This window comes from Curtobacterium sp. MCLR17_039 (genome assembly GCF_003234745.1).
GTDB classification, from domain to species: domain Bacteria; phylum Actinomycetota; class Actinomycetes; order Actinomycetales; family Microbacteriaceae; genus Curtobacterium; species Curtobacterium flaccumfaciens.
The window spans coordinates 204,168-229,605 of sequence record NZ_QKTF01000006.1 but is presented as its reverse complement, the minus strand read 5'-3'; the positions used below and the strand labels follow the sequence as shown (position 1 = coordinate 229,605).

Sequence of the window (25,438 nt, the reverse complement as noted above, 5' to 3'; positions counted from 1 at the left end):
CGGGACCTGGGCGGCGAGGGAGGCCACGACCCCACGAACGTGGCACGACGAGAGAGGTGATCGCATGGCTGCCCGGAGCACGACGATCGATCCCACGAAGGACACCGAGCCCGAGGGCGCTGTGGCAGAGGACGCCACGGACACCGAGGGCACCGCAGCGCCGAAGAAGCGCGCCACGAAGGCCCCCGCCAAGAAGGCGCCCGCCAAGAAGGCGGCGCCCAAGGCGAAGAAGACCGACGCCGTCGACGAGGCGATCGCCTCCGACGAGCCCGTCGAGGAGCCGACCGACGAGGCCGACGACACCGACGACAAGACGGCCAAGCCGGACGCCGCTGCCGCGGTCGCCGCCGGTGCGCTCGTCATCTCGCAGACCGACGACGACGAGGCGCCGGTCTACTCGACGACCATCACGGGTGCCACCGCCGACCCGGTGAAGGACTACCTGAAGCAGATCGGCAAGGTCGCCCTGCTCAACGCCGAGCAGGAGGTCGAGCTCGCGATGCGCATCGAGGCCGGCCTGTTCGCCGAGGACAAGCTGCAGCACGCGACGGGGCTCTCGAAGCCCGCCGAGCGCGAACTGCGCTGGGTCGCCCGTGACGGTCAGCGTGCGAAGTCGCACCTGCTCGGCGCGAACCTCCGCCTGGTCGTCTCGCTCGCGAAGCGCTACACCGGTCGTGGCATGCAGTTCCTGGACCTCATCCAGGAGGGCAACCTGGGCCTGATCCGTGCGGTCGAGAAGTTCGACTACACCAAGGGCTTCAAGTTCTCGACCTACGCGACGTGGTGGATCCGTCAGGCCATCACCCGTGCCATGGCCGACCAGGCCCGCACCATCCGCATCCCGGTGCACATGGTCGAGGTCATCAACAAGCTCGCCCGCGTGCAGCGGCAGATGCTGCAGGACCTCGGTCGCGAACCCACTCCGGAAGAGCTCGCGCGCGAGCTCGACATGACCCCGGAGAAGGTCGTCGAGGTCCAGAAGTACGGCCGCGAGCCGATCTCGCTGCACACGCCCCTGGGCGAGGACGGCGACTCGGAGTTCGGTGACCTCATCGAGGACACCGAGGCGGTCGTGCCGGCCGACGCGGTGGGCTTCACGATGCTGCAGAAGCAGCTCGAGAGCCTGCTCGATTCCCTGTCCGAGCGCGAGGCGGGCGTCATCCGCATGCGCTTCGGCCTCGGTGACGGCCAGCCGAAGACCCTCGACCAGATCGGTGACACGTTCGGCGTGACGCGTGAGCGCATCCGTCAGATCGAGTCCAAGACGATGGCGAAGCTCCGCCACCCGTCGCGGTCGCAGTCGCTGCGCGACTACCTCGAGTAAGCCGGCATGCGCTTCTTCATCCCGATCCTGATCGGGCGGATCCTCCGTGCCCTCGCCCGTGCGAGGGGCGGCGGGTCCGCCTACCCCGGGTACATCGTCCTGAAGCTCGTGCCGGACTTCTTGCAGCACGTGACGAAGCAGTTCCCGAACGGCGTCGTCTTCGTGCTCGGGTCGAACGGCAAGTCGACGACGACGCACATGATCTCCGACATCGTCCGGGCGCACGGGCTGCGGGTCTTCACGAACCCGTCCGGCGCGAACCTGCCACAGGGCATCGCGTCGGCCCTGCTGTCCGAGGTCTCGCTGACCGGCCGGCTCAAGGCCGACATCGGCATCCTCGAGGTCGACGAGGCCTTCGCGGTCGAGCTCGCCGGCATCCTGTCGCCCTCGACGGTGACCATGCTCAACGTGCAGGTCGACCAGCTGTACCGGTTCTTCGAGACCGAGCGCGTGGCGACGATGATGCTCGACACCGCCGCACTGTCGACGGCGAACGTCATCACGAACCACGACGACCAGTTCCTCGACGGCTACTCCGGCGCCCCCGGGCAGCGCGTCCTGCGGTTCGGTGCGAGCGACGAGGTCATCGCCGCTGCACCGAACGGTCTGCAGAACGCCGACTCGTTCGACGCCGGTGACCGTGCCCAGCACACCGCCGACGCCGAGGTCGTGGCCCACACGGGCGACGGCGCGACGATCCGCTTCGACGGTGCCGAGATCCCGGTCCGGCTGCCCGCCCGCGGCCTGCACTACGCGGTCGACGCCGCTGCGGCCACCGCGACGGCCAGTGCGGCCCTCGGCGTTCAGTTCCGTGCCGACGCCGTGACCAAGGCCTTCGGCACGATGAAGCCCGCGTACGGCCGCGGAGAGCGTCTGCCCATCGCGGGCGAGTCCGCCGAGTTCACGATGTTCAAGAACGCCGCGAGCCTGCAGCTCAACCTCGACGCCCTGCCGGACCAGCCCGAACAGGTCCTCATGGCGATCGACGAGGGCACGCCCGACATCTCCTGGATCTACGACATCGACTTCTCGAAGCTCGACCACGTGGACGTCGTCTCCGGTGACAAGGCGTGGCAGATCGCGATCGCGCTCGAGCACGCCGGTGTCCGCATCGGCCGGGTCGAGCCCGACGTCGAAGCAGCCATCAAGCACATGGAGCAGCTCGGCTCGACGACCCGCGGGACGAAGAACTTCATCGTCAACTACGAGATCATGATGATCGCCCGCAAGGCCCTGGGCCACCCGGACATGGAGAAGACCGCATGACGGCCGACCGGCTGACCATCCTGCACGTCTACCCCCGGCAGATGGGCGTCTCGGGCGACCGTGGCAACGTCGCGGCCCTGGTCCGCCGTGCGTCCGCCGCGGGCATCGAGACACAGGTCGTCGAGTACGCGCCCGGTGACGAGCTCCCGACCGCGGCGGACGTCGTCGTGATCGGCAACGGACCGCTCAGCGCGATGCGTTCCCTGGGCGACGACGTCACCCGCATCGGCGGCGCGCTCCGTGCGTTCGCGACCGAGGGTGTACCGGTCATCGCGGTCGGCGGTGGGCTCGACCTGGCGACGAACGAGGTCGTGCCGACCGAGGGTGCGCCGGTCGCCGGGTTCGGTGTGTTCGACGCCCGTGCCGTCCGCGGTGCCGAGCGGCGCGTGAACTACTTCGTCCTCGAGACCCGGTACCCGCTGCTCCCCGGAGCACCGAAGCGTCTCGCCGGCTTCGAGGACCACGCCACCACGATCGAGCTCGCGCCCGGGGTCAGCCCGTTCGCCGACGTCGTGTCCGGTGGTGGCAACCAGGCGGGAGCCCCGGTCGAGGGTGCGATCGTCGGCACGTCGTTCGGCACGCACACGCAGGGCCCGATCCTGCCACTCAACCCGCAGCTGACCGACGGCGTCCTCGCCGCGGCCACCGCACGGCTGGGCCGGGAGTACGCGCCGGAGGCGGAGCAGACGGCGACCATCGACCGCTACGCACGTGAAGCGCGCGCCACGGTCGACCGCTACGTCGACAAGGCGTTCAAGCGCATCGCCTGATGCACGAAGCAGAAGGCCGGGTCCCGACGGGGCCCGGCCTTCTGCATGCGCACGGATGGCAACAGTTGCCAAGAGCGTCCACTCGGATTCAACATCTGACATGTTGGAGGTCGACAAAGGAGACTCCCATGCACCACAACAAACTCGTCCTCGCCCTGGTCGGTGGACTCATCGTGACCCTGACCACTGCCGGCACGGTCGCCCAGACGGCTCCGGCTGAGGCGGCGACGACGCGGATCAGCTCCGCCTGCAGTTCGGTGCCGACGACCACGACCGAGTCCGACGGCGTCCCGGGGACGATCTTCTACAAGCGGCTGCAGTGCCTCGGCAGCATGGAAGGGTACGCAGGGCCGATCGACGGCGTCATGGGGCCGAACTCCTGGTTGGGGGTGTGCCGTCAGCTCGCCAAGGGTGGGTACTACCAGGGGTCGGTCGCGTTCGGCTCGGAGACCCCGGCGGTCATCGCTGCGCTGCAACGCTGGGCCGCCGCCCACGGCAGGTACAGCGGGCCGATCGACGGCATCTGGGGCCCGAACAGCTACCGCGGGGTGGCCTGGTCACTGAACCGCGAGTTCTGAACCGGGCTGCAGACAGACAGGAGGCGCGGTGCCAGCTGGCACCGCGCCTCCTGTCCGTGTGTCGGTCGCGACTACTTCGACTCGTAGAGTCGGCTGCTCTCGTCGTGCCACTCGATGGCGGTCGCCGCGAGCTTGTCCTTGAACTCGGCGCCGTGGTGGGCGCAGAAGTAGAGCTCGCCGCTCGACATGGTGGCTCGGATGTAGGCCTGCGCCCCGCAGCTGTCGCAACGGTCGGCGGCGGTCAGCTGGTGGTTGCTGACTTCGTCGATGGAGGGGTCCTGCACGGTCTGGGTCATTGCTGTGCTCCTCACGGATCGCAGGTGGTGCCGGGTGGTTGCACCATTTCAACACGTGATGCCTGAGAGCGACGCATTGTCGGGCCCTGTTTCGCTCAGCGCGGATCGCTTGGCCCCAGTGCGAGTGTCCACACGGTGCTGTCGGTGCCGCTCGGTAAACTCCGACGGTGAGCTCCGACTACTCCGCACGCCATCTCTCCGTCCTCGAAGGGCTCGAGGCGGTCCGGAAGCGGCCGGGCATGTACATCGGCTCGACGGACTCCCGGGGCCTCATGCACTGCCTGTGGGAGATCATCGACAACTCGGTCGACGAAGCCCTCGCTGGGCACGGTGACGAAATCGGTGTCGTGCTGCACGCCGACGGCTCGGTCGAGGTCCGCGACACCGCCCGGGGCATCCCCGTCGACGTCGAACCGAAGACCGGCCTCACCGGGGTCGAGGTCGTGTTCACCAAGCTGCACGCCGGCGGCAAGTTCGGCTCGGGGTCGTACGCGGCCTCGGGTGGCCTGCACGGCGTCGGCGCCTCGGTCGTGAACGCGCTGTCGGAGCGCCTCGACGTCGAGGTCGACCGGGGCGGCAAGACCTACGCCATGTCGTTCCACCGCGGCGAGCCGGGCACCTTCGACGACAGCAAGGGCATCGGCCCGGACGCTCCGTTCGCGCCCTTCACCTCGGGCAGCGAGCTGCGTGTGGTGGGCAAGGTCAAGAAGGGTGTCACCGGCTCCCGGATCCGCTACTGGGCGGACCGCCAGATCTTCACCGCCGACGCCCGGTTCAGCACCGACGACCTGGTCACCCGTGCACGGCAGACCGCGTTCCTCGTGCCCGGGCTCGGCATCACCATCACCGACGAGCGCGCGGCGTCGATCGACGCCGCTGCCGCCCGGGCCGAGGCGACGGGCACCACCGTGGCCGCCGGGCCGTTGGTCGAGCGCTTCCGGTACGAGGGCGGGATCGGCGAGTTCGTCGAGCACCTCGCCGTCGACAGCCCCCTCACCGACGTCTGGCGCGTGCAGGGGACCGGCACCTTCACCGAGACCGTGCCGATGCTCGACGACAAGGGCCACATGGTCTCCACCTCGGTCGAGCGCGAGTGCGAGGTCGACCTGGCGCTCCGCTGGGGCAGTGGCTACGAGACCGTGTTCCGCAGCTTCGTCAACATCATCGCGACGCCGAAGGGCGGCACCCACCAGGCCGGGTTCGAGTCGGGCGTCGTCAAGGCCGTTCGTGCCCAGGTCGAGGCGAACGCCCGCAAGCTCAAGGTCGGGCAGGACAAGCTCGACAAGGACGACGTCCTCGCCGGCATGACCGCCGTGCTGACCGTGCGGTTGCCCGAGCCGCAGTTCGAGGGGCAGACGAAGGAGATCCTCGGCACCCCGGCGGTCCGGAAGATCGTCGACCAGGTCGTGTCGAAGCGCATCACCGAGATCCTCACCTCGACGCAGCGCACCGAGAAGGCACAGTCGGCCGCCCTGCTCGAGAAGGTCGTGTCCGAGATGAAGACCCGCATCTCGGCGCGGGCCCACAAGGAGACGCAGCGCCGTAAGAACGCGCTCGAGAACTCCTCGCTGCCGACGAAGCTCGCCGACTGCCGCTCGCAGGAGACCGAGGGCACGGAGCTCTTCATCGTCGAGGGTGACTCGGCGCTGGGCACCGCGAAGCTCGCCCGCAACAGTGAGTACCAGGCGCTGCTGCCGATCCGCGGCAAGATCCTCAACGTGCAGAAGGCGTCCGTGTCGGACATGCTCTCGAACGTCGAGTGCGCGTCGATCATCCAGGTCATCGGCGCCGGTTCGGGCCGCACGTTCGACATCGACCAGGCCCGCTACGGCAAGATCATCATCATGTCCGACGCCGACGTCGACGGTGCCCACATCCGCACGCTGCTGCTGACGCTGTTCTTCCGGTACATGCGGCCGATGATCGAGCAGGGCCGGGTCTTCGCCGCCGTGCCGCCGCTGCACCGGGTCGTCGTGGTGAACCGCGGCAAGCCGAACGACACGCTCTACACGTACTCCGAACAGGAGCTCCAGACGGTGCTGAAGAAGCTCGAGAAGACGGGCAAGAAGTACCAGGAGCCGATCCAGCGGTACAAGGGCCTCGGCGAGATGGACGCCGACCAGCTGGCGGAGACCACGATGGACCGTGCGCACCGCACCCTGCGCCGGGTGAACGTGACCCATGCCGAGGGTGCCGCGAAGGTGTTCGAGCTGCTCATGGGCAACGACGTCGCGCCGCGCAAGGAGTTCATCCTGGCCGGCGAGGGCCTGGACCGCGACCGCATCGACGCGTAGCGCGCCTTCACGCTCGGGCCGCGCAGCGGCCTGGCGTGCAGCGGCCTGGCGTGCTCACGCGCTGGGCGACAGTCCACGCGGCCGTCGGTCGGTGAGCTGTCGCTCAGCGCGAAACCGCGCCGCGTCCGCGACACGGTGACGGCGGACGGGAGGCCCGTGGCGGCGCCGCCCCGCGCCTCCCGGCCGTGCGCCCTGCGTTCTCACGCGCTGGGCGACACCTCACGGGGCTCCCAGGCCGTGAGATGTCGCCAGGCGCGAAACGAGGCGGACGCCAGCGCCCGCCTACGCCTCGCCGGCGGTGCCGTCGAGCGTCGCGGCGCTGCCACCGATCGAGCCGATGACCGCCTCGAGCGGGGCGCCGGACCCGTCACGCTTCGACAGCCAGTCGGGCAGGGTCCGTGCGGCGCCGTCCGTGCCGACGGCGTGTGGCGGCGCGATGCCCGCCCATCCCACCGTGAGCCCGTCCTCGCCCTTCAGGAACGCGTGCGCCCGGACACCCTGGGTGGCACGGCCCTTCGCCGGGAACTCCGACAGCGCGGAGACCTTGGCGCGACCGGCGTCGGTGCCGGGCAGCGCGGTCGAGGTGGTGGACACCGTGGCGACCACGGCGTCGTCGGAGCGTGCGACCGATCCGAACCAGATCACCGAGGCGCCGTCGGCGAGAGCCATGCCGGCGACACCACCGGCGGGCAGCCCCTGCGCGCGGACGACGGACGCCGGGAACCGCAGCAGTTGCGCGTTCGAGCTGATGAACACCAGGTCGTCGGACTCGGGCGCCTGCGCGGCACCGACGACGTGGTCGCCGGGCTTCAGGCCGATCGCGACGAACTCCGGCTTGTCGGGCCACGCACCCGCCACGACGCGCTTCACCACGCCGTGCGCGGTGCCGATCGCCAGCGAGTCCGACGACGCACCGGACAGGTCGACGATCGCCACGACGGTCTCGCCCTTGGTGAGCGCCAGGAAATCGGTGACCCGGACGCCGGCGTCGAGCCGGACCGCGGCTGGCGGCACGGCGGGGACGTCGACGGGGGAGAGCCGGAGGACCCGCCCGGTCGAGGTGATCGCGCCGATCTGCCCCCGCACGGTGCTCACCACGGCGGAGCGGACGGCGTCGTGCTTCGAGCGCTTCGGCACGCGGACGATGCCGAGCTCCGACGTCGGGATGTCGACGCGGATGAGCCGTCCGGTGGTCGAGAGGAGCACGCGGCAGGGGGAGTCGGCGATCTGCAGGGACTCCGGGTCGACCGCGGCCTTCCGACCGCCCTTCACCGGGGCGTCGGCCTCGGTGAGCAGCGTGCGGCGCGGGGTCGCGAACTTGTCGGACACCTCGGTCAGCTCGAGGGCGACCTGCGCGCGGAGCCGTTCGTCGGACGCCAGCAGTTCTTCGAGGGCGGCGATGTCGGCGAGCAGCTGGTCGCGCTCGGCCTCGAGCTCCATCCGCGAGAACTTCGTCAGGCGGCGCAGGCGCAGCTCGAGGATGTACTCGGCCTGCACCTCGGACAGGTCGAAGACGTCGCGCAGGCGGTTGCGCGCTGCCTCGGAGTCATCGGAGGTGCGGATGACCTGGATGACCTCGTCGATGTCGAGGATCGCGATGAGCAGGCCCTCGACCAGGTGCAGCCGCTCCTTGCGTCGTGCCAGCCGGTACTGCGACCGGCGGGTGACGACGTCGAGCCGGTGCTGCACGTAGACGTCGAGCAGCTCGCGGAGCCCGAGGGTTCGCGGCGAACCGCCGACCAGCGCGACGTTGTTGATGCCGAAGCCGTCCTCGAGCGGGGTGTGCTTGTAGAGCTGCTCGAGCACGGCGGTGGGGTTGAAGCCGCTCTTGATGCCGATGACGAGCCGGAGCCCGTGGTTGCGGTCGGTCAGGTCGTTGACGTCGGAGATGCCGACGAGCTTCTTGGACTGGACGCCGTCCTTGATCTTCTCGATCACACGCTCGGGGCCGACCAGGTAGGGCAGCTCGGTGACGACGAGCCCGACCTTGCGCGGGGTGAGGTTCTCGACGCTCACCTTCGCGCGGGTGCGGAACGAACCACGGCCGGTGGCGTAGGCGTCGCGGACCCCGGAGAGCCCGACGATCGTGCCGCCGGACGGCAGGTCGGGGCCGGGCACGAACTCCATGAGTTCTTCGAGGGTGGCCTGCGGGTTCATGAGCAGGTGCTTCGCGGCCTCGACGACCTCGCCGAGATTGTGCGGCGCCATGTTCGTCGCCATGCCGACCGCGATGCCGGAGGCGCCGTTGACGAGCAGGTTCGGGAACGCCGCCGGCAGCACGCCCGGCTGCATGATCTGGTTGTCGTAGTTCGGGACGAAGTCGACGACGTCCTCGCCCAGGCCCTCGGTCATCGCCATCGACGGTTCGGCGAGCCGTGCCTCGGTGTACCGGGCGGCAGCGGGGCCGTCGTCGAGGGAGCCGAAGTTGCCGTGGCCGTCGACGAGCGGCACGCGCATCGTGAACGGCTGAGCCATGCGGACCAGCGCGTCGTAGATCGCGCCGTCGCCGTGCGGGTGCAGCTTGCCCATCACCTCGCCCGTGACGCGGGCACTCTTGACGTGTCCGCGGTCGGGTCGCAGCCCCATCTCGGCCATCTGGTACAGGATGCGACGCTGCACCGGCTTCAGGCCGTCGCGGGCGTCGGGCAGCGCCCGCGAGTAGATGACGGAGTACGCGTACTCGAGGAAGGAGCCCTGCATCTCCTCGGAGACGTCGACGTCCTCGATGCGCTCACCGTCGGGCAGGCCGACTACGTCCGTGCGTGCCATGGCACCTTTCTGGAGAACCGGAGTCGTCTGGGAGACTCGTGGGATGGGAACAAGCGTACCGACGGCCCCCGACGCCGTCGCGAACCTCGCCGACGTCTTCCCGAGTTGCCTCGTGGCGCTCGGCGCTGCGGACGACGCGTGGTTGCGGAACGACGGCCTGGAGGCCCGGATCACCCTCCGTCCCGCCCGCTCGGCGATCGTCGTGCTGGTCGACGGCCTCGGTTCCGCCGCGCTGGCGGCGCGCGCCGGGCACGCCCGCTGGTTGACCGGCGCGAAGGGCACCGGCACCGCGAAGAAGCTCCGGAGCGGGTTCCCGACGACGACCGCGGCCGCCCTGAGCACCCTGACCACCGGCCGGTCGCCCGGCACCCACGGCGTCGTCGGCTACAGCGGCTGGAACCCGGACACCGGTGCCGTGATGAACCTGCTGGGCGGCTGGGACACCGAGGTCCCTGCGGACTGGTTCCTGACCCGGACCCTGTTCACCCGGGCCGCGGAGCTCGGACTCGATCCCGTCGTCGTCGGGCCGGACCGGTACCGCTCGTCCGGGATGACCGCGAACGTGCTCGGAGGCGCCCGGTACGTGTCGGCGGACACGATTGCCCAGCGCGTCGACGCCGCACTGGCCGAGACCACCGGCGGCCGCTCGCTCGTCTACCTGTACGTGCCGGAGCTCGACTCGATCGGGCACAAGTACGGATGGCAGTCCGACCGGTGGACGGCGGCCCTCGAGCTGCTCGACGGCGAACTCGCCCGCCTCGACGCCCGCAGCGCCGACGACGTGGGGGTCCTGGTGACGGCGGACCACGGTGTGCTCGACGTGCCGGACCACGCGAACATCGCCATCGACCCGCTGCTGCTCACCGACGTGGTCGGCGTCGCGGGTGACCCGCGCTGCCGCCAGCTCACCGTCGCACCGGGCACCGACGTGCGCGCCCTCGTCGGCGCGTTCCGGGCCCGCTACGGCAAGAAGGCGTACATCGCCAGCCGTGCCGAGGCGATCGAGGCCGGGTGGTTCGGGCACGTGTCCGACCAGGTGGTGCCGCGCATCGGCGACGTGCTCCTCGTGGCGCGCGGCTCGTGGGCGTTCAACGACGACCGTGCCCTGCGCGAGGACGAGACGCCGAAGCGCATGATCGGCCAGCACGGTGCCATGACCGACGAGGAGACGATCGTGCCGCTCCGACTCGCCGGCGCGTTCGCCCACTAGGACGTCGGCGCCGACGGTCGGTGCACGTGCTGATGATCAGGCGGGGTCGTCGTCCGGACGGGTGCCGAAGACGATCTCGTCCCAGCTCGGCATCGAGCGACGGTTGCGCTTCTTGCGTTCGCCACGGCTCTCGGACTCCGGCGCCGAGGCCGGACGGACGTCGGAGGACTGCGGTGCCGTGTCGTGCGCGCCGCCGTCCTCGAAGCCCTGCAGCGGGATGTCGACGACGCTGATGGAGGTCCCGCGGGCGGGCTCGTCGCGCTGTTCGCCGAAGGACGCTGCTTCGCGTTCCCCGCGGCGACGGCGGAGCGCCTCGAGCAGGTCCGCGGTCTCGTTGCCGGGAGCACGTTCTTCCACGGCGGCCTGGCCGATGCGGGGCAGCGGTGCACGGAGCGGCGCGTGCTGGGACGGCTCGGGCTCGGCGGCCGGCTGCTCCGGCTCGTCGACGCGGAACGCGCCGGAGTCGAAGCGGGTGCCGTCGTCGTCCTGCTGCTCGAACTCGACCGCACGCAGGCGCGGGGCGATGCCCTCGTCGTCCGTGTGCGAGAGCCGGTGAGCGTCACCGTTGTCCGGCGCGAGGGTCGAGGTCTTCGGGTCGAAGTGCCACTGGGCGTCGTGCTCGACCTCGCCCGCGGTGTAGCGGACGCGGACCTGCCACCCGCTCTCCGGGTGCTTCCACGAGCCCCAGGTGATCGCGGTGGCCTCGCCGGCTTCGAGCTTCGCGGTGATCGCGGGGCCGAAGGTGTCGGGGGACTCGTCGTCGACCGGGGTGACCGGCACGCGGTGCGAGGCGTCGAGGATGAAGGCGCGCTCGGCGAGGACCGGCCCCTCGAAGCGACGGACGTACTCGACGTCGACGTCGAGCGCGGCGGCCACGTCGGCGGCGTCGGCGCCGCCACGGATGCGTGCCTGGACGTCCTTGGGGGAGACCCGCTTCTGCGGACCGGCGTCGGGGTTCGCCTGGCGCACCTGGCCTGCGAGCGACGACGTGACGGGCAACCGGAACTCGGTGCCGCCGTCGGTCGCCAGGAGGAGTGCGCCGGACTCGACTCCGATGACTCTCACGTCTTGCATGGTTCCGCCTTCCCAGCGTCGCGTACGGTCCTGCTGTCGTACCCCGTGAGTATGCAGGGACGACGGGCGGTTTCCGGGGAGGCGCACGGGCGTGCCGCGGACATCCGCGCCGCCGATCCCGGGCACGCGGCACTCCGGCAACGGGTGTCGGGAATGTCCGGTTCCGGTCGTGGGTTGCACCGCCAGCACGACCCGCCGCAGCACTCGGTTTGCGCTCTGGCGGGGCGTGGTGCAAACTGTCGCCGCCGATCACCCGGCGACGACCTCTCGATACGAGAAATGGATGGGCATGGCCACCGATTACGACGCCCCCCGGAAGACCGACGACAACTCCGACTCGGAGTCGATCGAGGCCCTCAAGGAGCGCGTTCCCGACAAGATGTCGGGGGTCGTCGACGATGATTCCGACAACCCCGGCAGTTTCGAACTCGCCGGGCAGGACCTCAGCGACGTCGACCTCGACGTCGTGGTGCTGCCCCCGCAGGTCGACGAGTTCACCTGCGTCGAGTGCTTCCTCGTGAAGCACCGCTCCCAGCTCGACCACGAGTCGAAGCTCGGACCGGTCTGCGCGGAGTGCGCGTCGCTCTAGCGAACACAGCCGCGTCGTCCTCGACGCAACGATCAGCGAAGGCCCCGCATCCTCCAGGGATGCGGGGCCTTCGTCGTGTGCTGCGAGGCGGGGCCGAGCCGCGCCTCCAGGCCGTGGACCGTGGTCCGTGGTCCGTCAGGACCGCAGCGCCTCGACGACCTTGCCCGGGTGCCGGACGCTCACCAGCCAGTAGGGCGTGGGGTCCGCGTCGTCGCGCACCTCGACCTTGACGACCCCCCGGACGTAGCCGCGGAAGAGCGTCCACGCGCGGGCGTCGAGTGCCGGCCCGCGCTGCTCGGTGGCCGCTGCGCCCTCGAACGCCTCGGTCGTGCCGACGAGCGTGCGGGGAAGGTGTGCCTTGCCCGCGCGGAACTCGGTGTCGGTGACCTCGATGGTGGGTGCGAGTGCCCACAGGAGGACCAGGACCCCGAGCTCCATCCCGATCGCCACGAGGACGCCGGCCAGGACGCTGATGGGGAGGAAGACGAGCAGGGTGGCGGGGATGACGAGCGCCGTCGCCAGGTAGAGGGCGGGCGGGGCCCAGAGTCGTTCGCGGTACAGGGTCACGGGTCCATTCGATCACGAGCGAGCGAGGTCACGGAACGGTCACGGCTGCACTACCCTCGTCACGTGACCGAACCAGTCGACGTCCTCTGGACCGGGGAGCACGCTCCCGGCCACGCCCACCCCGGCGACGCGGGTGCCGATCTCGTCTCCACCGAGGCCTTCGTGCTGCAGCCGGGGGAACGACACCTGGCCGCCACGGGTCTGCGCATCGCGCTGCCCGAGGGCTACGCCGCGTTCGTGGTCCCGCGGAGCGGCCTGGCGGCGAAGCACGGCATCACGATCGTGAACAGCCCCGGCACCGTCGACTCCGGCTACCGCGGGGAGATCAAGGTCGCCCTGCTCAACACCGACCAGACGGAACCGTACGAGGTGCACGTCGGCGACCGCATCGCCCAGTTGATCGTGATGCCGGTGCCGCAGGTGACCTACACCCGGGTCGACGACCTGCCGGACAGCGTCCGCGGACAGGGCGGGTTCGGCTCGTCGGGCTACGGTGACCGGAGCGACGCCGTGACCGGTGCCGCCGCAGACGCTCAGGAAGGAACGCGCGCATGAAGTTCGGCCGACGCAAGCGGGACGAGGTCGAGGTGGCGGACGCCGTCACCGACGACATCGAGGTCGCGGACACGTCCCCCGAGGTCGACATCGCGACGGATGCCGACGCGGACCTCGACGAGGTCGACGCGGTCGCCCCGACGGACAAGTCCGCTCCGGAGGACCGGGCCGAGAACGGCCCCCACGACGAGACCGAGGCGAACCTGGTCCGCCCCTACGTCGACCTGGGCGGGGTGAAGGTGCTCCCGCGCGAGGGCCTGCACCTGCGCCTCGAGGTCGAGGAGGGCTCGCAGCGCGTCGTCGCGGTCGGGCTCGACTACGACGAGTCCACGCTGCAGGTCCAGCCGTTCGCGGCGCCCCGGTCCACCGGCCTGTGGCACGAGATCCGCGCCCAGATCGCCGAGCAGATCGAGCGCCAGGGCGGTGTCGTGACCGAGGTCGACGGCCCGTTCGGCCCCGAGCTTCGCGCGTCCGTCCCGGTCGCCGTGGACGGCGACGGCGGCACCGCCGGCTCCCGTCCGGCCCGCTTCGTCGGCGTCGACGGCCCGCGCTGGTTCCTGCGCGGGGTGATCGCCGGCAAGGCCGCCGAGCAGCCCGATGACGCCAGCGAGATCGAGGAGCTGTTCCGCAGCGTCGTCGTCGTGCGCGGCACGACTCCGATGCCGCCGCGCGACCTCATCCCGCTGCACATGCCCAAGTCGACGCAGACCGCGATCTGACCGACTGACGACCAACCCCGCCTGGAGGCACGGTGCCGGACCACGACGACACCCCACGACCCGAGACGGCTGGCTCCGACCCCGCTGCACCGGCGGCCGAGCCGTCGGTGGTGCCGGCCGTGGCACCGGCGGCTGAGCCGCCGGTCGCACCGTCCTTCTCCGCGCAGTTCCGCGACGCCGTGCAGAACGCCGGCATCGCGCGCGTGGCGCCCGGTGAGGCGCCGTCCGGCCGGGCGCTGCTCGGCGCGGTCGGCGGGGTGCGCGGCCTCGCCGAGTCGGTGCTGCCCGGGTTCGCGTTCCTGGTCGTCTACGCGATCACGAAGGAGCTCGTGCCGAGCGTCGTGATCCCGGTGGCGGTCGGCCTGGTGTTCGTGGTGCTCCGGCTGCTGCAGCGGCAGTCGGTGACGATGTCGTTCGCGGGCATCCTCGGCGTCGCGGTCTCGGCCGGCCTTGCGCTCATCACCGGCCGTGCGGAGAGCAACTTCATCCCCGGGATCGTCATCAACGCCGTCTGGCTCGTCGGGCTGCTGATCACGCTGGCGATCCGCTGGCCGCTCATCGGGCTCGTCGTCGGCTTCCTGCTGCCCGCGAACGAGGACGGCTCGCACGTCGACTGGCGCGCCGACCCGGTGAAGCGCCGGGTGCTGACGGTCGCCACCTGGATCTGGGTCGGGCTGTTCGCGGTCCGTCTCGCGGTGGAGGTCCCGCTGTACCTGACGGCGCAGGTCGAACTGCTCGCCGGGCTGAAGCTCATCCTCGGCGTGCCGCTGTACGCGGCGGTGCTCTGGGTGACGTGGCTGCTGGTCCGCACCGTGTTCGTCCGACGCGACGACGTCGCCCCGGTGTAGAGTTCTCTCGACATCAAGATAGTTCTCGCAGGGCGCGCACGCGTTCTCGGGATTAGGTTTGCCTTGCTGGTGGGACGGTCCACGGCCCGCGAGGATGAGGGCAAACCGATCAGTAGGGAGGCGGCACGGTGGCTGCAGTCAATAGCTTCGGCTCGAAGGACACACTGTCGGTTGGGGGTGTCGACTACGCGATCCACCGGATCGACTCGGTTCCCGGGCACGAGAAGTTGCCCTACAGCCTGAAGGTGCTGCTCGAGAACCTCCTCCGCACCGAGGACGGCAAGAACGTCACCGAGGGACAGATCCGGGCGCTCGGTTCCTGGCGGCCCGACGCGGAGCCCGACACCGAGATCCAGTTCTCGCCGGCGCGCGTCGTCATGCAGGACTTCACGGGTGTGCCGTGCATCGTCGACCTCGCCACCATGCGCGAGGCCATGGCGGACATCGGCGGCGACCCGAACAAGATCAACCCGCTGTCCCCGGCCGAGATGGTCATCGACCACTCCGTCATCGCCGACCTGTTCGGCAGCACGGACGCCCTGCAGCGCAACACGGACCTGGAGTACGAGCGGAACGGTGAGCGCTACCAGTTCCTCCGCTGGGGCCAGACCGCGTTCGAGGACTTCAAGGTCGTCCCGCCGGGCACCGGCATCGTCCACCAGGTGAACATCGAGTACCTGGCGAAGGTCACCTACACGCGTGACTTCGACGGCGAGACCTACGCGTACCCGGACACCCTGGTCGGCACCGACTCGCACACTACGATGGTGAACGGCCTCGGCGTGCTCGGCTGGGGCGTCGGCGGCATCGAGGCCGAGGCCGCGATGCTCGGCCAGCCCGTGTCGATGCTCATCCCGAAGGTCGTCGGCTTCAAGCTCTCCGGTGAGATCCCGGCCGGCGTGACCGCGACCGACGTGGTGCTCACCATCACGCAGGAGCTCCGCAAGCACGGCGTCGTCGGCAAGTTCGTCGAGTTCTACGGCGAGGGCGTCGGCGCCGTCCCGCTCGCCAACCGCGCCACCATCGGCAACATGTCGCCCGAGTTCGGTTCGACGGCGGCGATCTTCCCGGTCGACGACGTCACGCTGGACTACCTGCGGCTGACCGGTCGCGACGAGGCGCAGATCGCGCTGGTCGAGGCGTACTCCAAGGCCCAGGGCCTGTGGCACGACGCCTCGGTCGAGCCGAACTACTCCGAGTACATGGAGCTCGACCTCTCGACGGTCGTGCCGTCCATCTCGGGCCCGAAGCGTCCGCAGGACCGCATCGAGCTCACGAACGCGAAGAGCCAGTTCGAGCTCGACCTGAACAACTACACGACGCCGTCCGAGCAGACCGACCTCGACGACGCGGTCGAGGAGACGTTCCCGGCCTCCGACCCGATCGCCGCCGGTTCGACCAACGAGGACACGGCGCTGCACGAGCACGTGCACGTGTCGAGCGCACCGTCGACCGCCTCCGCGCCGACGAAGGTCGCGATGGACGGGGCCGACCCGTTCACGATCGACCACGGTGCCGTCGCGATCGCCGCGATCACCTCGTGCACGAACACGTCGAACCCGTCGGTCATGATGGCCGCCGGCATCCTCGCCCGGAACGCCGCGAAGAAGGGCCTCACCGCGAAGCCCTGGGTGAAGACCACCCTCGCACCCGGGTCGAAGGTCGTCACCGACTACTACGAGAAGGCCGGTCTCACCACCTACCTCGAGCAGCTCGGCTTCTACACGGTCGGCTACGGCTGCACCACCTGCATCGGCAACTCGGGCCCGCTGCCCGAGGAGATCTCGCAGGCCGTGCAGGACAACGACCTCGCCGTCACCGCGGTGCTCTCGGGCAACCGCAACTTCGAGGGCCGGATCAACCCCGACGTCAAGATGAACTACCTGGCGTCCCCGCCGCTGGTCATCGCCTACGCCCTCGCCGGGTCGATGCACTTCGACTTCGACAAGGACGCCCTCGGCACCGACCAGGACGGCAACGACGTCTACCTGACCGACATCTGGCCCGACGCGGCCGAGGTGCAGCAGGTCATCGACGAGTCGATCGACACCGAGATGTTCACCCACGAGTACGGCTCCGTGTTCGAGGGCGACGACCGCTGGAAGAACCTGCCGACTCCGACCGGCGACACCTTCGAGTGGGACCAGGAGTCGACCTACGTCCGGAAGCCCCCGTACTTCGAGGGCATGACGATGCAGCCCGACGCGGTGTCGGACATCTCCGGCGCCCGGGTGCTCGCGAAGCTCGGCGACTCGGTCACGACCGACCACATCTCGCCGGCCGGTTCGATCAAGGCCGACAGCCCCGCCGGCCAGTACCTCGCCGAGCACGGCGTCGACCGCAAGGACTTCAACTCCTACGGCTCGCGTCGCGGCAACCACGAGGTCATGATCCGCGGCACGTTCGCGAACATCCGTCTGCGCAACCAGCTGCTCGACGGCGTGGAGGGCGGCTACACCCGTGACTTCACGACGCCCGACGGTGCGCAGTCGTTCATCTACGACGCCTCGCAGCACTACCAGGAGCAGGGCATCCCGCTCGTCATCTTCGGTGGCAAGGAGTACGGCTCCGGCTCGTCCCGTGACTGGGCGGCCAAGGGCACGAACCTGCTCGGGGTCCGCGCGGTCATCACCGAGAGCTTCGAGCGGATCCACCGCTCCAACCTCATCGGCATGGGCGTCGTCCCGCTGCAGTTCCCGGCGGGTGAGACGGTCGAGTCCCTCGGGCTCGACGGCACCGAGGTCGTGTCGATCTCCGGGCTGACCGAGCTGAACGAGGGCCGCACCCCGAAGACGGTGCACGTCACCGCGACGCCGAGCGAGCACTCGCCGGCCGGCAAGCAGCCGATCGAGTTCGACGCGGTCGTCCGCATCGACACCCCCGGCGAGGCCGACTACTACCGCAACGGCGGCATCCTGCAGTACGTGCTCCGCTCGCTCGTCTGAGTCCGTTGAACGACAGGAGCGTCGTAGGCACGGGTCGCTGACGCGACCACAGATCGGACCGGAGGCCCGTGGCGACACCGCCACGGGCCTCCAGTCCGTCACCTGGTAGCGGGAATAGGGTGATGGCTTGGTACCCACGAAAGGAGCGCCCGTGAGCCTGCTCGCCAGCATCACGTCGCCGCGCGACCTGAAGCGTCTCTCCGACGCGCAGATGACCGACCTCGCCGCCGAGATCCGGCGCTTCCTGGTCGCCGAGGTCGCGAAGACCGGTGGGCACCTCGGGCCGAACCTGGGCGTCGTGGAGCTGACGCTCGCGATGCACCGCGTGTTCGACTCACCGAACGACCCGTTCGTCTTCGACACCGGGCACCAGTCGTACGTGCACAAGCTCGTGACCGGCCGTCAGGACTTCTCGAAGCTGCGCGAACGCGGCGGCATCGCCGGCTACCCGCAGCGGAGCGAGTCCGAGCACGACATCGTCGAGTCCTCGCACGCGTCGTCGTCGCTGTCGTGGGCCGACGGCATCTCCCGCGCGTTCGGGCAGACCGGGCAGACCGACCGCACCGTCGTCGCGGTGGTCGGGGACGGCGCGCTCACCGGCGGCATGACGTGGGAGGCGCTCAACAACATCTCCGACGACAACGACCGTCGCCTGGTCATCGTCGTCAACGACAACGGCCGTTCGTACGCCCCGACGATCGGTGGCATGGCGCGGTTCCTGAGCTCCGTGCGCACCCGCCGCGAGTACCGGGCCCTGTACGAGGGCACGCAGGCCGTGGCGGCCCGGTTCGGCGCTCCGGGTCGTGCGGTGTACCGAGGCATGCGCGGGGGCCTGCACGGCTTCCTGTCGCGGCTGACGAACAACGAGGCGCTGTACTCGAACCTCGACATCAAGTACATCGGCCCGGTGAACGGCCACGACCAGCAGGCGATGGAAGCAGCGCTCCGGCAGGCCAAGGAGTACGGCGCTCCCGTCATCGTGCACGCGATCACCGAGAAGGGCCACGGCTTCGAGCCCGCCCTGCGCGACCAGGCCGACCAGTTCCACGCCGTCGGGCACATCGACCCGGAGACGGGGGAGTCGCTCGACGCCGCATCGGGGCCGTCGTGGACGTCGGTGTTCGCGTCTTCCCTGGCCGATGCCGGCGCCTCGGATCCCCGGATCGTCGCCATCACGGCGGCGATGCTCCGGCCGACGGGGCTCCACCTGTTCCAGGAGCAGCACCCCGACCGGGTCTACGACGTCGGCATCGCCGAGCAGCACGCCGTGACGACCGCCGCGGGCCTGGCCTACGGCGGTCTCCACCCGGTCGTGGCGCTCTACGCGACCTTCCTGAACCGCGCGTTCGACCAGGTGCTGATGGACGTCGCCCTGCACCGGGCCGGCGTGACGTTCGTGCTCGACCGTGCCGGCATCACCGGCCCGGACGGCCCCTCGCACCACGGCATGTGGGACCTCGCGCTGCTGCAGGTCGTGCCGGGGATCCGGATCGCCGCGCCCCGCGATGCCCCGACGCTGCGCGAGGAGTTCCGCGAGGCGATCGCCGTCGACGACGCCCCCACCGTGCTGCGGTGGTCGAAGGGGCAGGTCGGACCGGACATCCCCGCGGTCCGTCGTCTCCCCGATGGTGTGGACGTCCTGCACGCCGCCGCGGACGACGTCGAGGACGTGCTCTTCGTCGCCGTCGGGTCGATGGTGCCGGTGGCACTCGAGGCCGCGGCGCTGCTCGAGGCGCAGGGCATCGGCGTCACCGTCGTGGACCCGCGCTGGGTGGTGCCGATCCCGACGTCGCTGATCGAGCTGTCGCGGACGCACCGACTCGTGATCACCATCGAGGACGGCGTGCGGGTCGGCGGCGTCGGGACCCGGCTGCGGCAGGACCTGCGCGCTGCCGGGGTCGACACCGGGGTGAACGAGCTCGGGCTGCCCGACGCGTTCATCGACCACGCGACCCGGTTGCAGATCCTCGCCGACGCGGGGCTGACGGCGCAGGCCATCGCCCGCGACGTCATCGACCAGGTCGTCGGGACGAAGCTGCCGCAGGCGAAGCCCGCGCGGTCCCGCGAGTCCGCGGCGTCCGACCGCTGACCGCGCGGTCCGCTCCGTTCAGCACCGGTTCGGTCCGTTCCGTTCAGCAAAACACCGGTGTTCGCGCTCCACGCCGCGTTTTGCGGGTGTTCGGTGCGCGAACACCGGTGTTTTGCGTACTGGGCTCTAGCGGGAAGCGGGGCCGACGATCCGAGGCTCGTGGAACGTGCCGCCGAAGACTCGCTCGGACGCGCCGGAGCGGTCGAGGTAGGGGCTGATCCCACCGGCCTGGAACGGGTACCCCGCACCGAGGATGAGCCCGAGGTCGATCTCCTCGACGTGCTCGACGACCCGGTCCTCGAGCATGCGGTGCAGCTCGTCGGCCAGGGCGTCCTCGAACCGGCGCTGCATCTCGGCGGCGTCGACCGGCGTCGCGTCCTTCTTGGACGGCGCGACGAGCTTCACGGCTGCGGGGTCGTACCCGGTCACGTTGCCCTTCTTGTCCCGGGTCAGGATCGTCCCGTGCTCGGCGATCCTCTTCAGGCCGTCGCCGGGGTAGAAGCGCTCGGGCCAGGCCGCGTGGTGCGAGTCGAGCACGTGCGCGCCGACCGGCAGCCCGACGAGCTCGAGCAGCTCGAACGGTGACATCGGCAGGCCGAGTGGTGCGGCACCCTGGGCGACGGTGTCGAACGAGGTGCCCCCCTCGACGCCGCGCATCGCCTCGCCGAGCACCCGGGCGAGCACCCGGTTGACGACGAAGCCCGGCTGGTCCGCGGTGATGATCGCGGTCTTCTTCAGGGTCTTCGCGACGGCGAGTGCGGTGACGAGGGCCTCGTCCGAGGTCTTCGCCGCGCGCACCACCTCGAGCAGCGGCATGACCGCGACCGGGTTGAAGAAGTGGAAGCCGACGAGTCGCTCCGGGTTGGTGAGCACCGACGCCATCTCGTCGACGGAGAGCGACGACGTGTTCGTGGCGAGGATGGCGTCCGGCGCGATGACCTGCTCGATCTTCCGGAGGACCTCCTGCTTGACGGTCATCTCCTCGAAGACCGCCTCGATCACCCAGTCGGCGTCGGCGAAGGCGTCGTAGGACACCGACCCGCTGACGAGTGCCGTGATGCGGTTCGCGTCGTCGGGGGAGATCCGGCCCTTGTCGAGCAGCTTCGCGACCTCGCCGCGGATCCGCTCGACGCCGGCGTCCACACGGGACTGGTCGACGTCGGTGATGACGACGGGGACGCCCAGGCGTCGGGCGAACAGCAGCGCGAACTGCGACGCCATCAGCCCGGCGCCGAGGACGCCGACCTTCGTGATCTTCTTCGCGTCGACGCCCTCGGGAGCGCCGACGGGCTTCTTCGCACGCTTCTGCACGAGGTCGAAGGCGTACATCGACGCGGCGAACTGGTCGCCCGAGATGAGGTCGGCGAGGGCCTCGTCCTCGTCGGCGAAGCGTTCGTCGAGCGAACCCGACTTGGCGGCGGCGACGAGGTCGAGCGCCCGGAACGGCGACTTCGGCACGGTGCCGATCTTCGACGCGACCTGTCCGCGAGCGACCTTGACGACGGTGCCCCATGCGGCCTTCTCGAGCATGCCCGGCTCGTTCTTCCGCACCACCTTGGTCGTTCCGGTGATGACGCCGTCCGCCCACGCCACGGCCGAGGGCAGGAACGTGACGGACGGGACGAGCACGTCACCGATGCCGATCTCGACCGCGGCCGGACCGTCCATCAGGCGGTTGTTCTTGAGCGGGTTCTCGACGATGACGCGGAGGGCGCGCTCCGGCCCGATCAGGCGGGGGAGCAGCGTCGCGCCGCCCCAGCCGGGGATGATGCCGAGGAACACCTCGGGGAGCCCGATGCCCTGCGCCGCGGACGAGAACGCCCGGTAGGTGCAGTGCAGGGCGATCTCGAGCCCACCGCCGAGCGCCAGGGTGTTCACGAACGCGAACGACGGCACCCCGAGGTCGGCGAACTTCTTGAGCGTGGCGTGCCCGAGGGCGGCCAGGTCGTGGGCGGCCTCGCGCGACGGGACCGCCGCTGCCTGGGACAGGTCGGCCCCGGCGGCGAAGCAGTACTCCTTGCCGGTGATGGCGACGCCCTGGATCGTGCCGGCGGCGGCCTCGGTCTTCAGGGTGTCGAGCACGCCGGCGAGCTCACGGAGCGTGCGGGGCCCGAGGGTGTTCGGCCGCTTGTAGTCCTTGCCGTTGTCGAGCGTGATGAGCGCCAGCGTGCCACCCGAGGGCATCGTGACGTGCTTGACGAACGAGTGCGTGACGACCTCGTCCTCGCTGAGTTCGGCCAGTCGGTCGTTGTCGACGATGGTCATGGTCACGCCCCCTTCCGAGCCGAACGCTCGGCCGACTTGCTGTGGTTCGGGTTCTCCCAGATGACGGTGCCGCCCTGGCCGAGCCCGATGCACATCGTGGTGATGCCGTACTTGACGTCCGGTCGCTCGGCGAACTGTGCGGCGAGCTGGTTCATCAGCCGGACGCCACTCGACGCGAGCGGGTGGCCGACGGCGATCGCGCCGCCCCAGGCGTTCACGTTCGGGGAGTCCTGGGCGATGCCGTAGTTGTCGAGGAACGCGAGCACCTGGACGGCGAACGCCTCGTTGATCTCGAACAGGCCGATGTCGTCGATCGACAGGCCGGCCTTCGACAGGGCCTTGTCGGTCGCGGGGACCGGGCCGACGCCCATGACCTCGGGCTCGACGCCGGCGAAGGCGAACGAGACCATGCGCATCTTCGTCGACAGTCCGTGCTGCTTCGCGCCGTCCTCGGACGCGAGCAGGCTCATGGTGGCGCCGTCGTTCAGACCGGCGGCGTTGCCGGCGGTGACCCGTCCGTGGGGCCGGAACGGCGTCTTCAACGCGGCCAGCGCCTCCAGGGTCGTCCCCGGCCGCGGCGGCTCGTCGGTGCTGACGACGTCCCAGCCGTCGCCCTTGTTGACCTCGACCGGGATCACGTCCGGCTGGAGCTTGCCGTTCGCCCAGGCGGCGGCGTAGCGCTGCTGGGACTGGACGGCGTAGGCGTCCGTGCGGTCCTTCGTGATCGCGGGGAAGCGGTCGTGCAGGCGCTCGGCGGTGGCGCCCATGACGAGGGCGTCGCTCGAGACCATGCGCTCCGCGACGAAGCGCGGGTTCGGGTCGGCGTTGAAGCCCATCGGGTGCCGGCCCATGTGCTCGACACCACCGGCGATCGCGATGTCGGCGGCGCCGAAGGCGATGGCACCCGCGAGCGTCGTGACGCTCGTCATGGCACCGGCGCACATGCGGTCGATCGCGTAGCCGGGCACCGACTTCGGCAGACCCGCGAGCATGCCGACCGTGCGGCCGAGCGTCAGCCCCTGGTCACCCTGCTGCGTGGTCGCCGCGACGGCGACGTCGTCCACGGCTGCGGTGTCGAAGGCGTTCCGGTCGAGCAGTCCGCGCATCGCGTGCACCGCGAGGTCGTCGGACCGGGTCTTCCAGAACACCCCCTTCTCGCCGGCTCGTCCGAACGGTGTGCGAACGCCGTCCACGAACACGACGTCTGATGCCTTTGGCAATCCGGGCCTCCCAGATCCTCATCGATCGGGCCGGAACGCAGGTCGCTCCGGCCTGGCCGGGCCTCGCCCGGCGACCCTCCCGACGCTATGCCCCCAGCCTGGGCGGCCGCATGCCGGTTGGGCAGTTCCTACGACTCGTCGTCGTCCGTCGCCGCGGGCCGCTGTGCAGCAGCGACAAAGGCCGACGCGATGATCGACGCGAGTTCCTCGACCTGCCACGGACGGGCATCGTGCTCGGCGAGGGCGGCGCCGACCAGCTCGGTCGACGGCGGCGACGGCGGGGCCCACGACACGAGCCGGAGCGTCTCCGGCGTGAGCAGGTTCTCGAGCGGGATGTCGAGCTCCTCGGCACGCTTCGTGACCGCGGCGCGCGCGGCCTTGTACCGGCGGTCGGCGGCCGGGTTGCGGTCCGCCCAGGCGCGGGGCGGGGGCAGGGTGGCCTCGCCGGCACCGCGGAGACGGGGGAGGTCCTCGGTGGTGCGGCCTTCCTCGACGGCGGCCCACCAGCGGTCGAGCTCGGAACGGCTGGCGCGGCCCGTGAAGGTCTTCAGCGCACCGAGTTCGGCGCGGGACTCGGGTGCGGCGGCCGCGGCGGCGACGATCGCCGAGTCGGGGATCGTGCGTCCGGGGGCGATGTCCGCCTGTCGGGCGTACTCGTCGCGGGCGAGCCAGAGCGACCGGGCGATCGCCAGTGCTCGAGCACCACGGAGCGCGTGCATGCCGGACAGCCGACGCCAGGGCTCGGCACGAGCGGGCTTCGGCGCGCGGTGCAGGACCGCGTCGAACTCCTCCTGGGCGATCCGGGTCTTGCCGGCCTCGTCGAGCTTCTCGGCGAGGGCGTCGCGGAGGTCGGGCAGCAGCTCGACGTCGAGCGACGCGTAGACGAGCCACGACTGCGGCAGGGGACGGGTCGACCAGTCGGCGGCCGAGTGCGCCTTCGCCAGGGTGATGCCGAGCAGCTGCTCGACGACGGCTCCGAGGCCGACACGGGGGAACCCGGCGATGCGGGCGCCGAGTTCGGTGTCGAAGATGCGCGTCGGGACGAGGCCGACCTCCTGCAGGCACGGCAGGTCCTGCGAGGCGGCGTGGAACAGCCACTCCTCGTCGACGATGGCGGCCTGCAGCTCCGAGAAGTCGCCGATCGGGATCGGGTCGAACAGGAACGCACCGGCACCGCGGCGGAACACCTGGATCAGGTACGCGCGTTGCGAGTAACGGTAGCCGCTGGCGCGCTCGGCGTCGACCGCGACGGGGCCGTGGCCGGCGGCGATGGCGGCGACCGCCTCGAGGTAGTCCTCGCGCGTGTCGATCACCTTGACGGCGTCGTGCGATGCCTCGAAGGCGGGGCTGGCGGCGGCGGCCGGAGCGGCCGAGCCAGCAGCGGCAGCCGGAGCAGTCGAGCCGGCAGCCGTGGCTGCGGACGCAGCCGGGCCGGTCGATCCAGCGGCGTCCTGGGGAGCGGGGTCGGTCACTTGGCGAGCCTCCTCGGGGCCAGCAGGGTCACGCCGTCCGATGCGGGCGGCAGACCGGCGAGCATGGCGACGATGTCCTGCCAGGCCCGGACGTGTGCGGTGAGGTCGTCGCCGCGTGGTGTCCACGACGCGCGGAGTTCCAGCTGGGCGCCGTCGCCCTGTGCGGCGAGGTCGCCGTACCCGCGCGAGATGATCTTGGTGGCCGTGCCGGAGGCGTGGTCGTACGTCGCACCGTGCGACTCGAGCGCGTCGACGAGCCAGCTCCAGGTCACGTCGGCGACGAACTCGTCGACGCCGATCTCCGGCTCGAGCGGTGCCTGGGCGAACGAGACGACGCGGAACGCGCCGCCCCAGCCCTCGGGTTCTTCCGGGTCGTACAGGGCGATGAACCGGCCGGTGCCCAGGTCCGACTCGACGCCGTGCGCGGTGCCGGACACGTCCGCCGCCAGGGCGATCGAGAACGGTGCGATCCGGGTCGGCGAGGGGATCTCGGTGACGGTGGTCTCGGCACGGCCGCTGCCGCCGGACACGAACGCGCGGAGCCGCGCGAAGGCGTCGGGCTCTCGGGTTTCGGACACACATGCAGAC

General features: G+C 70.5%; 20 protein-coding genes. 12 read left to right on the top strand and 8 right to left on the bottom strand.

Going from position 1 to position 25,438, the window contains the following annotated elements:
* The first annotated feature begins 64 nt into the window (after positions 1-64).
* The 4 genes from DEJ00_RS10020 (at position 65) to DEJ00_RS10005 (ending at position 3,938) form a co-directional block, all read left to right on the top strand.
* Positions 65-1,324 (top strand): RNA polymerase sigma factor, encoded by a 1,260-nt coding sequence (locus tag DEJ00_RS10020; protein WP_027465462.1) that lies wholly within the window; start codon positions 65-67, stop codon positions 1,322-1,324.
* Between the two features lie 6 nt (positions 1,325-1,330).
* Complete coding sequence (locus tag DEJ00_RS10015; RefSeq protein WP_111057238.1) at positions 1,331-2,590, top strand: MurT ligase domain-containing protein; 1,260 nt, start codon at positions 1,331-1,333, stop codon at positions 2,588-2,590.
* Positions 2,587-3,360 carry a type 1 glutamine amidotransferase gene (locus DEJ00_RS10010; RefSeq protein WP_111057237.1) on the top strand — a complete coding sequence of 258 codons (774 nt, stop codon included), beginning with the start codon at positions 2,587-2,589 and terminating at the stop codon, positions 3,358-3,360. Before DEJ00_RS10015 ends, DEJ00_RS10010 begins: the two co-directional genes overlap by 4 nt.
* A gap of 128 nt (positions 3,361-3,488) precedes the next feature.
* Positions 3,489-3,938 (top strand): peptidoglycan-binding protein, encoded by a 450-nt coding sequence (locus DEJ00_RS10005; RefSeq protein WP_111057236.1) that lies wholly within the window; start codon positions 3,489-3,491, stop codon positions 3,936-3,938.
* A gap of 71 nt (positions 3,939-4,009) precedes the next feature.
* Here DEJ00_RS10005 and DEJ00_RS10000 read toward each other — a convergent pair whose 3' ends face one another.
* Positions 4,010-4,234 (bottom strand): hypothetical protein, encoded by a 225-nt coding sequence (locus DEJ00_RS10000; RefSeq protein WP_017886093.1) that lies wholly within the window; start codon positions 4,232-4,234, stop codon positions 4,010-4,012.
* Positions 4,235-4,401: 167 nt separating this feature from the next.
* Between DEJ00_RS10000 and DEJ00_RS09995 the strand changes: the two genes are divergently transcribed.
* Positions 4,402-6,528, top strand: coding sequence for a type IIA DNA topoisomerase subunit B (locus DEJ00_RS09995; protein ID WP_111057235.1), 2,127 nt, complete (start codon positions 4,402-4,404; stop codon positions 6,526-6,528).
* 282 nt (positions 6,529-6,810) lie between these two features.
* Here the strand turns inward: DEJ00_RS09995 and DEJ00_RS09990 are convergent, their stop codons facing one another.
* A complete protein-coding gene (locus DEJ00_RS09990; RefSeq protein ID WP_111057234.1) occupies positions 6,811-9,297 on the bottom strand; it encodes a DNA topoisomerase (ATP-hydrolyzing) subunit A in 2,487 nt (828 codons plus the stop codon).
* A gap of 43 nt (positions 9,298-9,340) precedes the next feature.
* Between DEJ00_RS09990 and DEJ00_RS09985 the strand changes: the two genes are divergently transcribed.
* The gene (locus tag DEJ00_RS09985; protein WP_181440144.1) at positions 9,341-10,507 is read left to right on the top strand and encodes an alkaline phosphatase family protein; all 1,167 of its coding nucleotides are present in this window, start codon (positions 9,341-9,343) and stop codon (positions 10,505-10,507) included.
* Positions 10,508-10,543: 36 nt separating this feature from the next.
* Here the strand turns inward: DEJ00_RS09985 and sepH are convergent, their stop codons facing one another.
* Positions 10,544-11,572 carry a septation protein SepH gene (sepH, locus tag DEJ00_RS09980; protein WP_173033640.1) on the bottom strand — a complete coding sequence of 343 codons (1,029 nt, stop codon included), beginning with the start codon at positions 11,570-11,572 and terminating at the stop codon, positions 10,544-10,546.
* Between the two features lie 298 nt (positions 11,573-11,870).
* Here sepH and DEJ00_RS09975 point away from each other — a divergent pair, with 298 nt between their 5' ends.
* Positions 11,871-12,170, top strand: coding sequence for a DUF4193 domain-containing protein (locus DEJ00_RS09975; protein ID WP_017886098.1), 300 nt, complete (start codon positions 11,871-11,873; stop codon positions 12,168-12,170).
* 135 nt (positions 12,171-12,305) lie between these two features.
* Here DEJ00_RS09975 and DEJ00_RS09970 read toward each other — a convergent pair whose 3' ends face one another.
* Entirely contained in the window at positions 12,306-12,737 is a 432-nt protein-coding gene (locus DEJ00_RS09970; protein ID WP_110859581.1) for a DUF3093 domain-containing protein, read from the bottom strand.
* A 63-nt stretch (positions 12,738-12,800) separates the two neighbouring features.
* On the opposite strand from DEJ00_RS09970, the gene dut reads away from it, so the two are divergent.
* The 5 genes from dut to dxs all read left to right on the top strand — a co-directional run bounded on the left by dut (position 12,801) and on the right by dxs (position 19,893).
* Entirely contained in the window at positions 12,801-13,292 is a 492-nt protein-coding gene (dut, locus tag DEJ00_RS09965) for a dUTP diphosphatase (RefSeq protein WP_071403948.1), read from the top strand.
* Complete coding sequence (locus tag DEJ00_RS09960; protein WP_232536646.1) at positions 13,289-14,011, top strand: DUF3710 domain-containing protein; 723 nt, start codon at positions 13,289-13,291, stop codon at positions 14,009-14,011. Before dut ends, DEJ00_RS09960 begins: the two co-directional genes overlap by 4 nt.
* A 32-nt stretch (positions 14,012-14,043) precedes the next feature.
* Positions 14,044-14,859, top strand: coding sequence for a DUF3159 domain-containing protein (locus DEJ00_RS09955; RefSeq protein WP_111057233.1), 816 nt, complete (start codon positions 14,044-14,046; stop codon positions 14,857-14,859).
* Between the two features lie 128 nt (positions 14,860-14,987).
* On the top strand, positions 14,988-17,804 hold the full coding sequence (acnA, locus tag DEJ00_RS09950; protein WP_027465472.1) for an aconitate hydratase AcnA: 2,817 nt from the start codon (positions 14,988-14,990) through the stop codon (positions 17,802-17,804).
* Positions 17,805-17,955: 151 nt separating this feature from the next.
* A complete protein-coding gene (dxs, locus tag DEJ00_RS09945) occupies positions 17,956-19,893 on the top strand; it encodes a 1-deoxy-D-xylulose-5-phosphate synthase (protein WP_111057232.1) in 1,938 nt (645 codons plus the stop codon).
* A gap of 126 nt (positions 19,894-20,019) precedes the next feature.
* Here dxs and DEJ00_RS09940 read toward each other — a convergent pair whose 3' ends face one another.
* The 4 genes from DEJ00_RS09940 to DEJ00_RS09925 form a co-directional block, all read right to left on the bottom strand.
* Positions 20,020-22,158: a 3-hydroxyacyl-CoA dehydrogenase NAD-binding domain-containing protein gene (locus DEJ00_RS09940; protein ID WP_111057231.1), complete on the bottom strand. Its 2,139-nt coding sequence runs from the start codon at positions 22,156-22,158 to the stop codon at positions 20,020-20,022.
* Positions 22,159-22,160: 2 nt separating this feature from the next.
* Complete coding sequence (locus tag DEJ00_RS09935) at positions 22,161-23,378, bottom strand: thiolase family protein (RefSeq protein WP_027465475.1); 1,218 nt, start codon at positions 23,376-23,378, stop codon at positions 22,161-22,163.
* 128 nt (positions 23,379-23,506) lie between these two features.
* Positions 23,507-24,850, bottom strand: a complete 1,344-nt coding sequence (locus tag DEJ00_RS09930) for an HRDC domain-containing protein (protein ID WP_375537592.1) — start codon at positions 24,848-24,850, stop codon at positions 23,507-23,509.
* Positions 24,847-25,428 (bottom strand): DUF3000 domain-containing protein, encoded by a 582-nt coding sequence (locus DEJ00_RS09925; RefSeq protein ID WP_017886108.1) that lies wholly within the window; start codon positions 25,426-25,428, stop codon positions 24,847-24,849. The genes DEJ00_RS09930 and DEJ00_RS09925 overlap by 4 nt, the downstream gene beginning before the upstream one ends.
* Positions 25,429-25,438 lie beyond the last annotated feature (10 nt).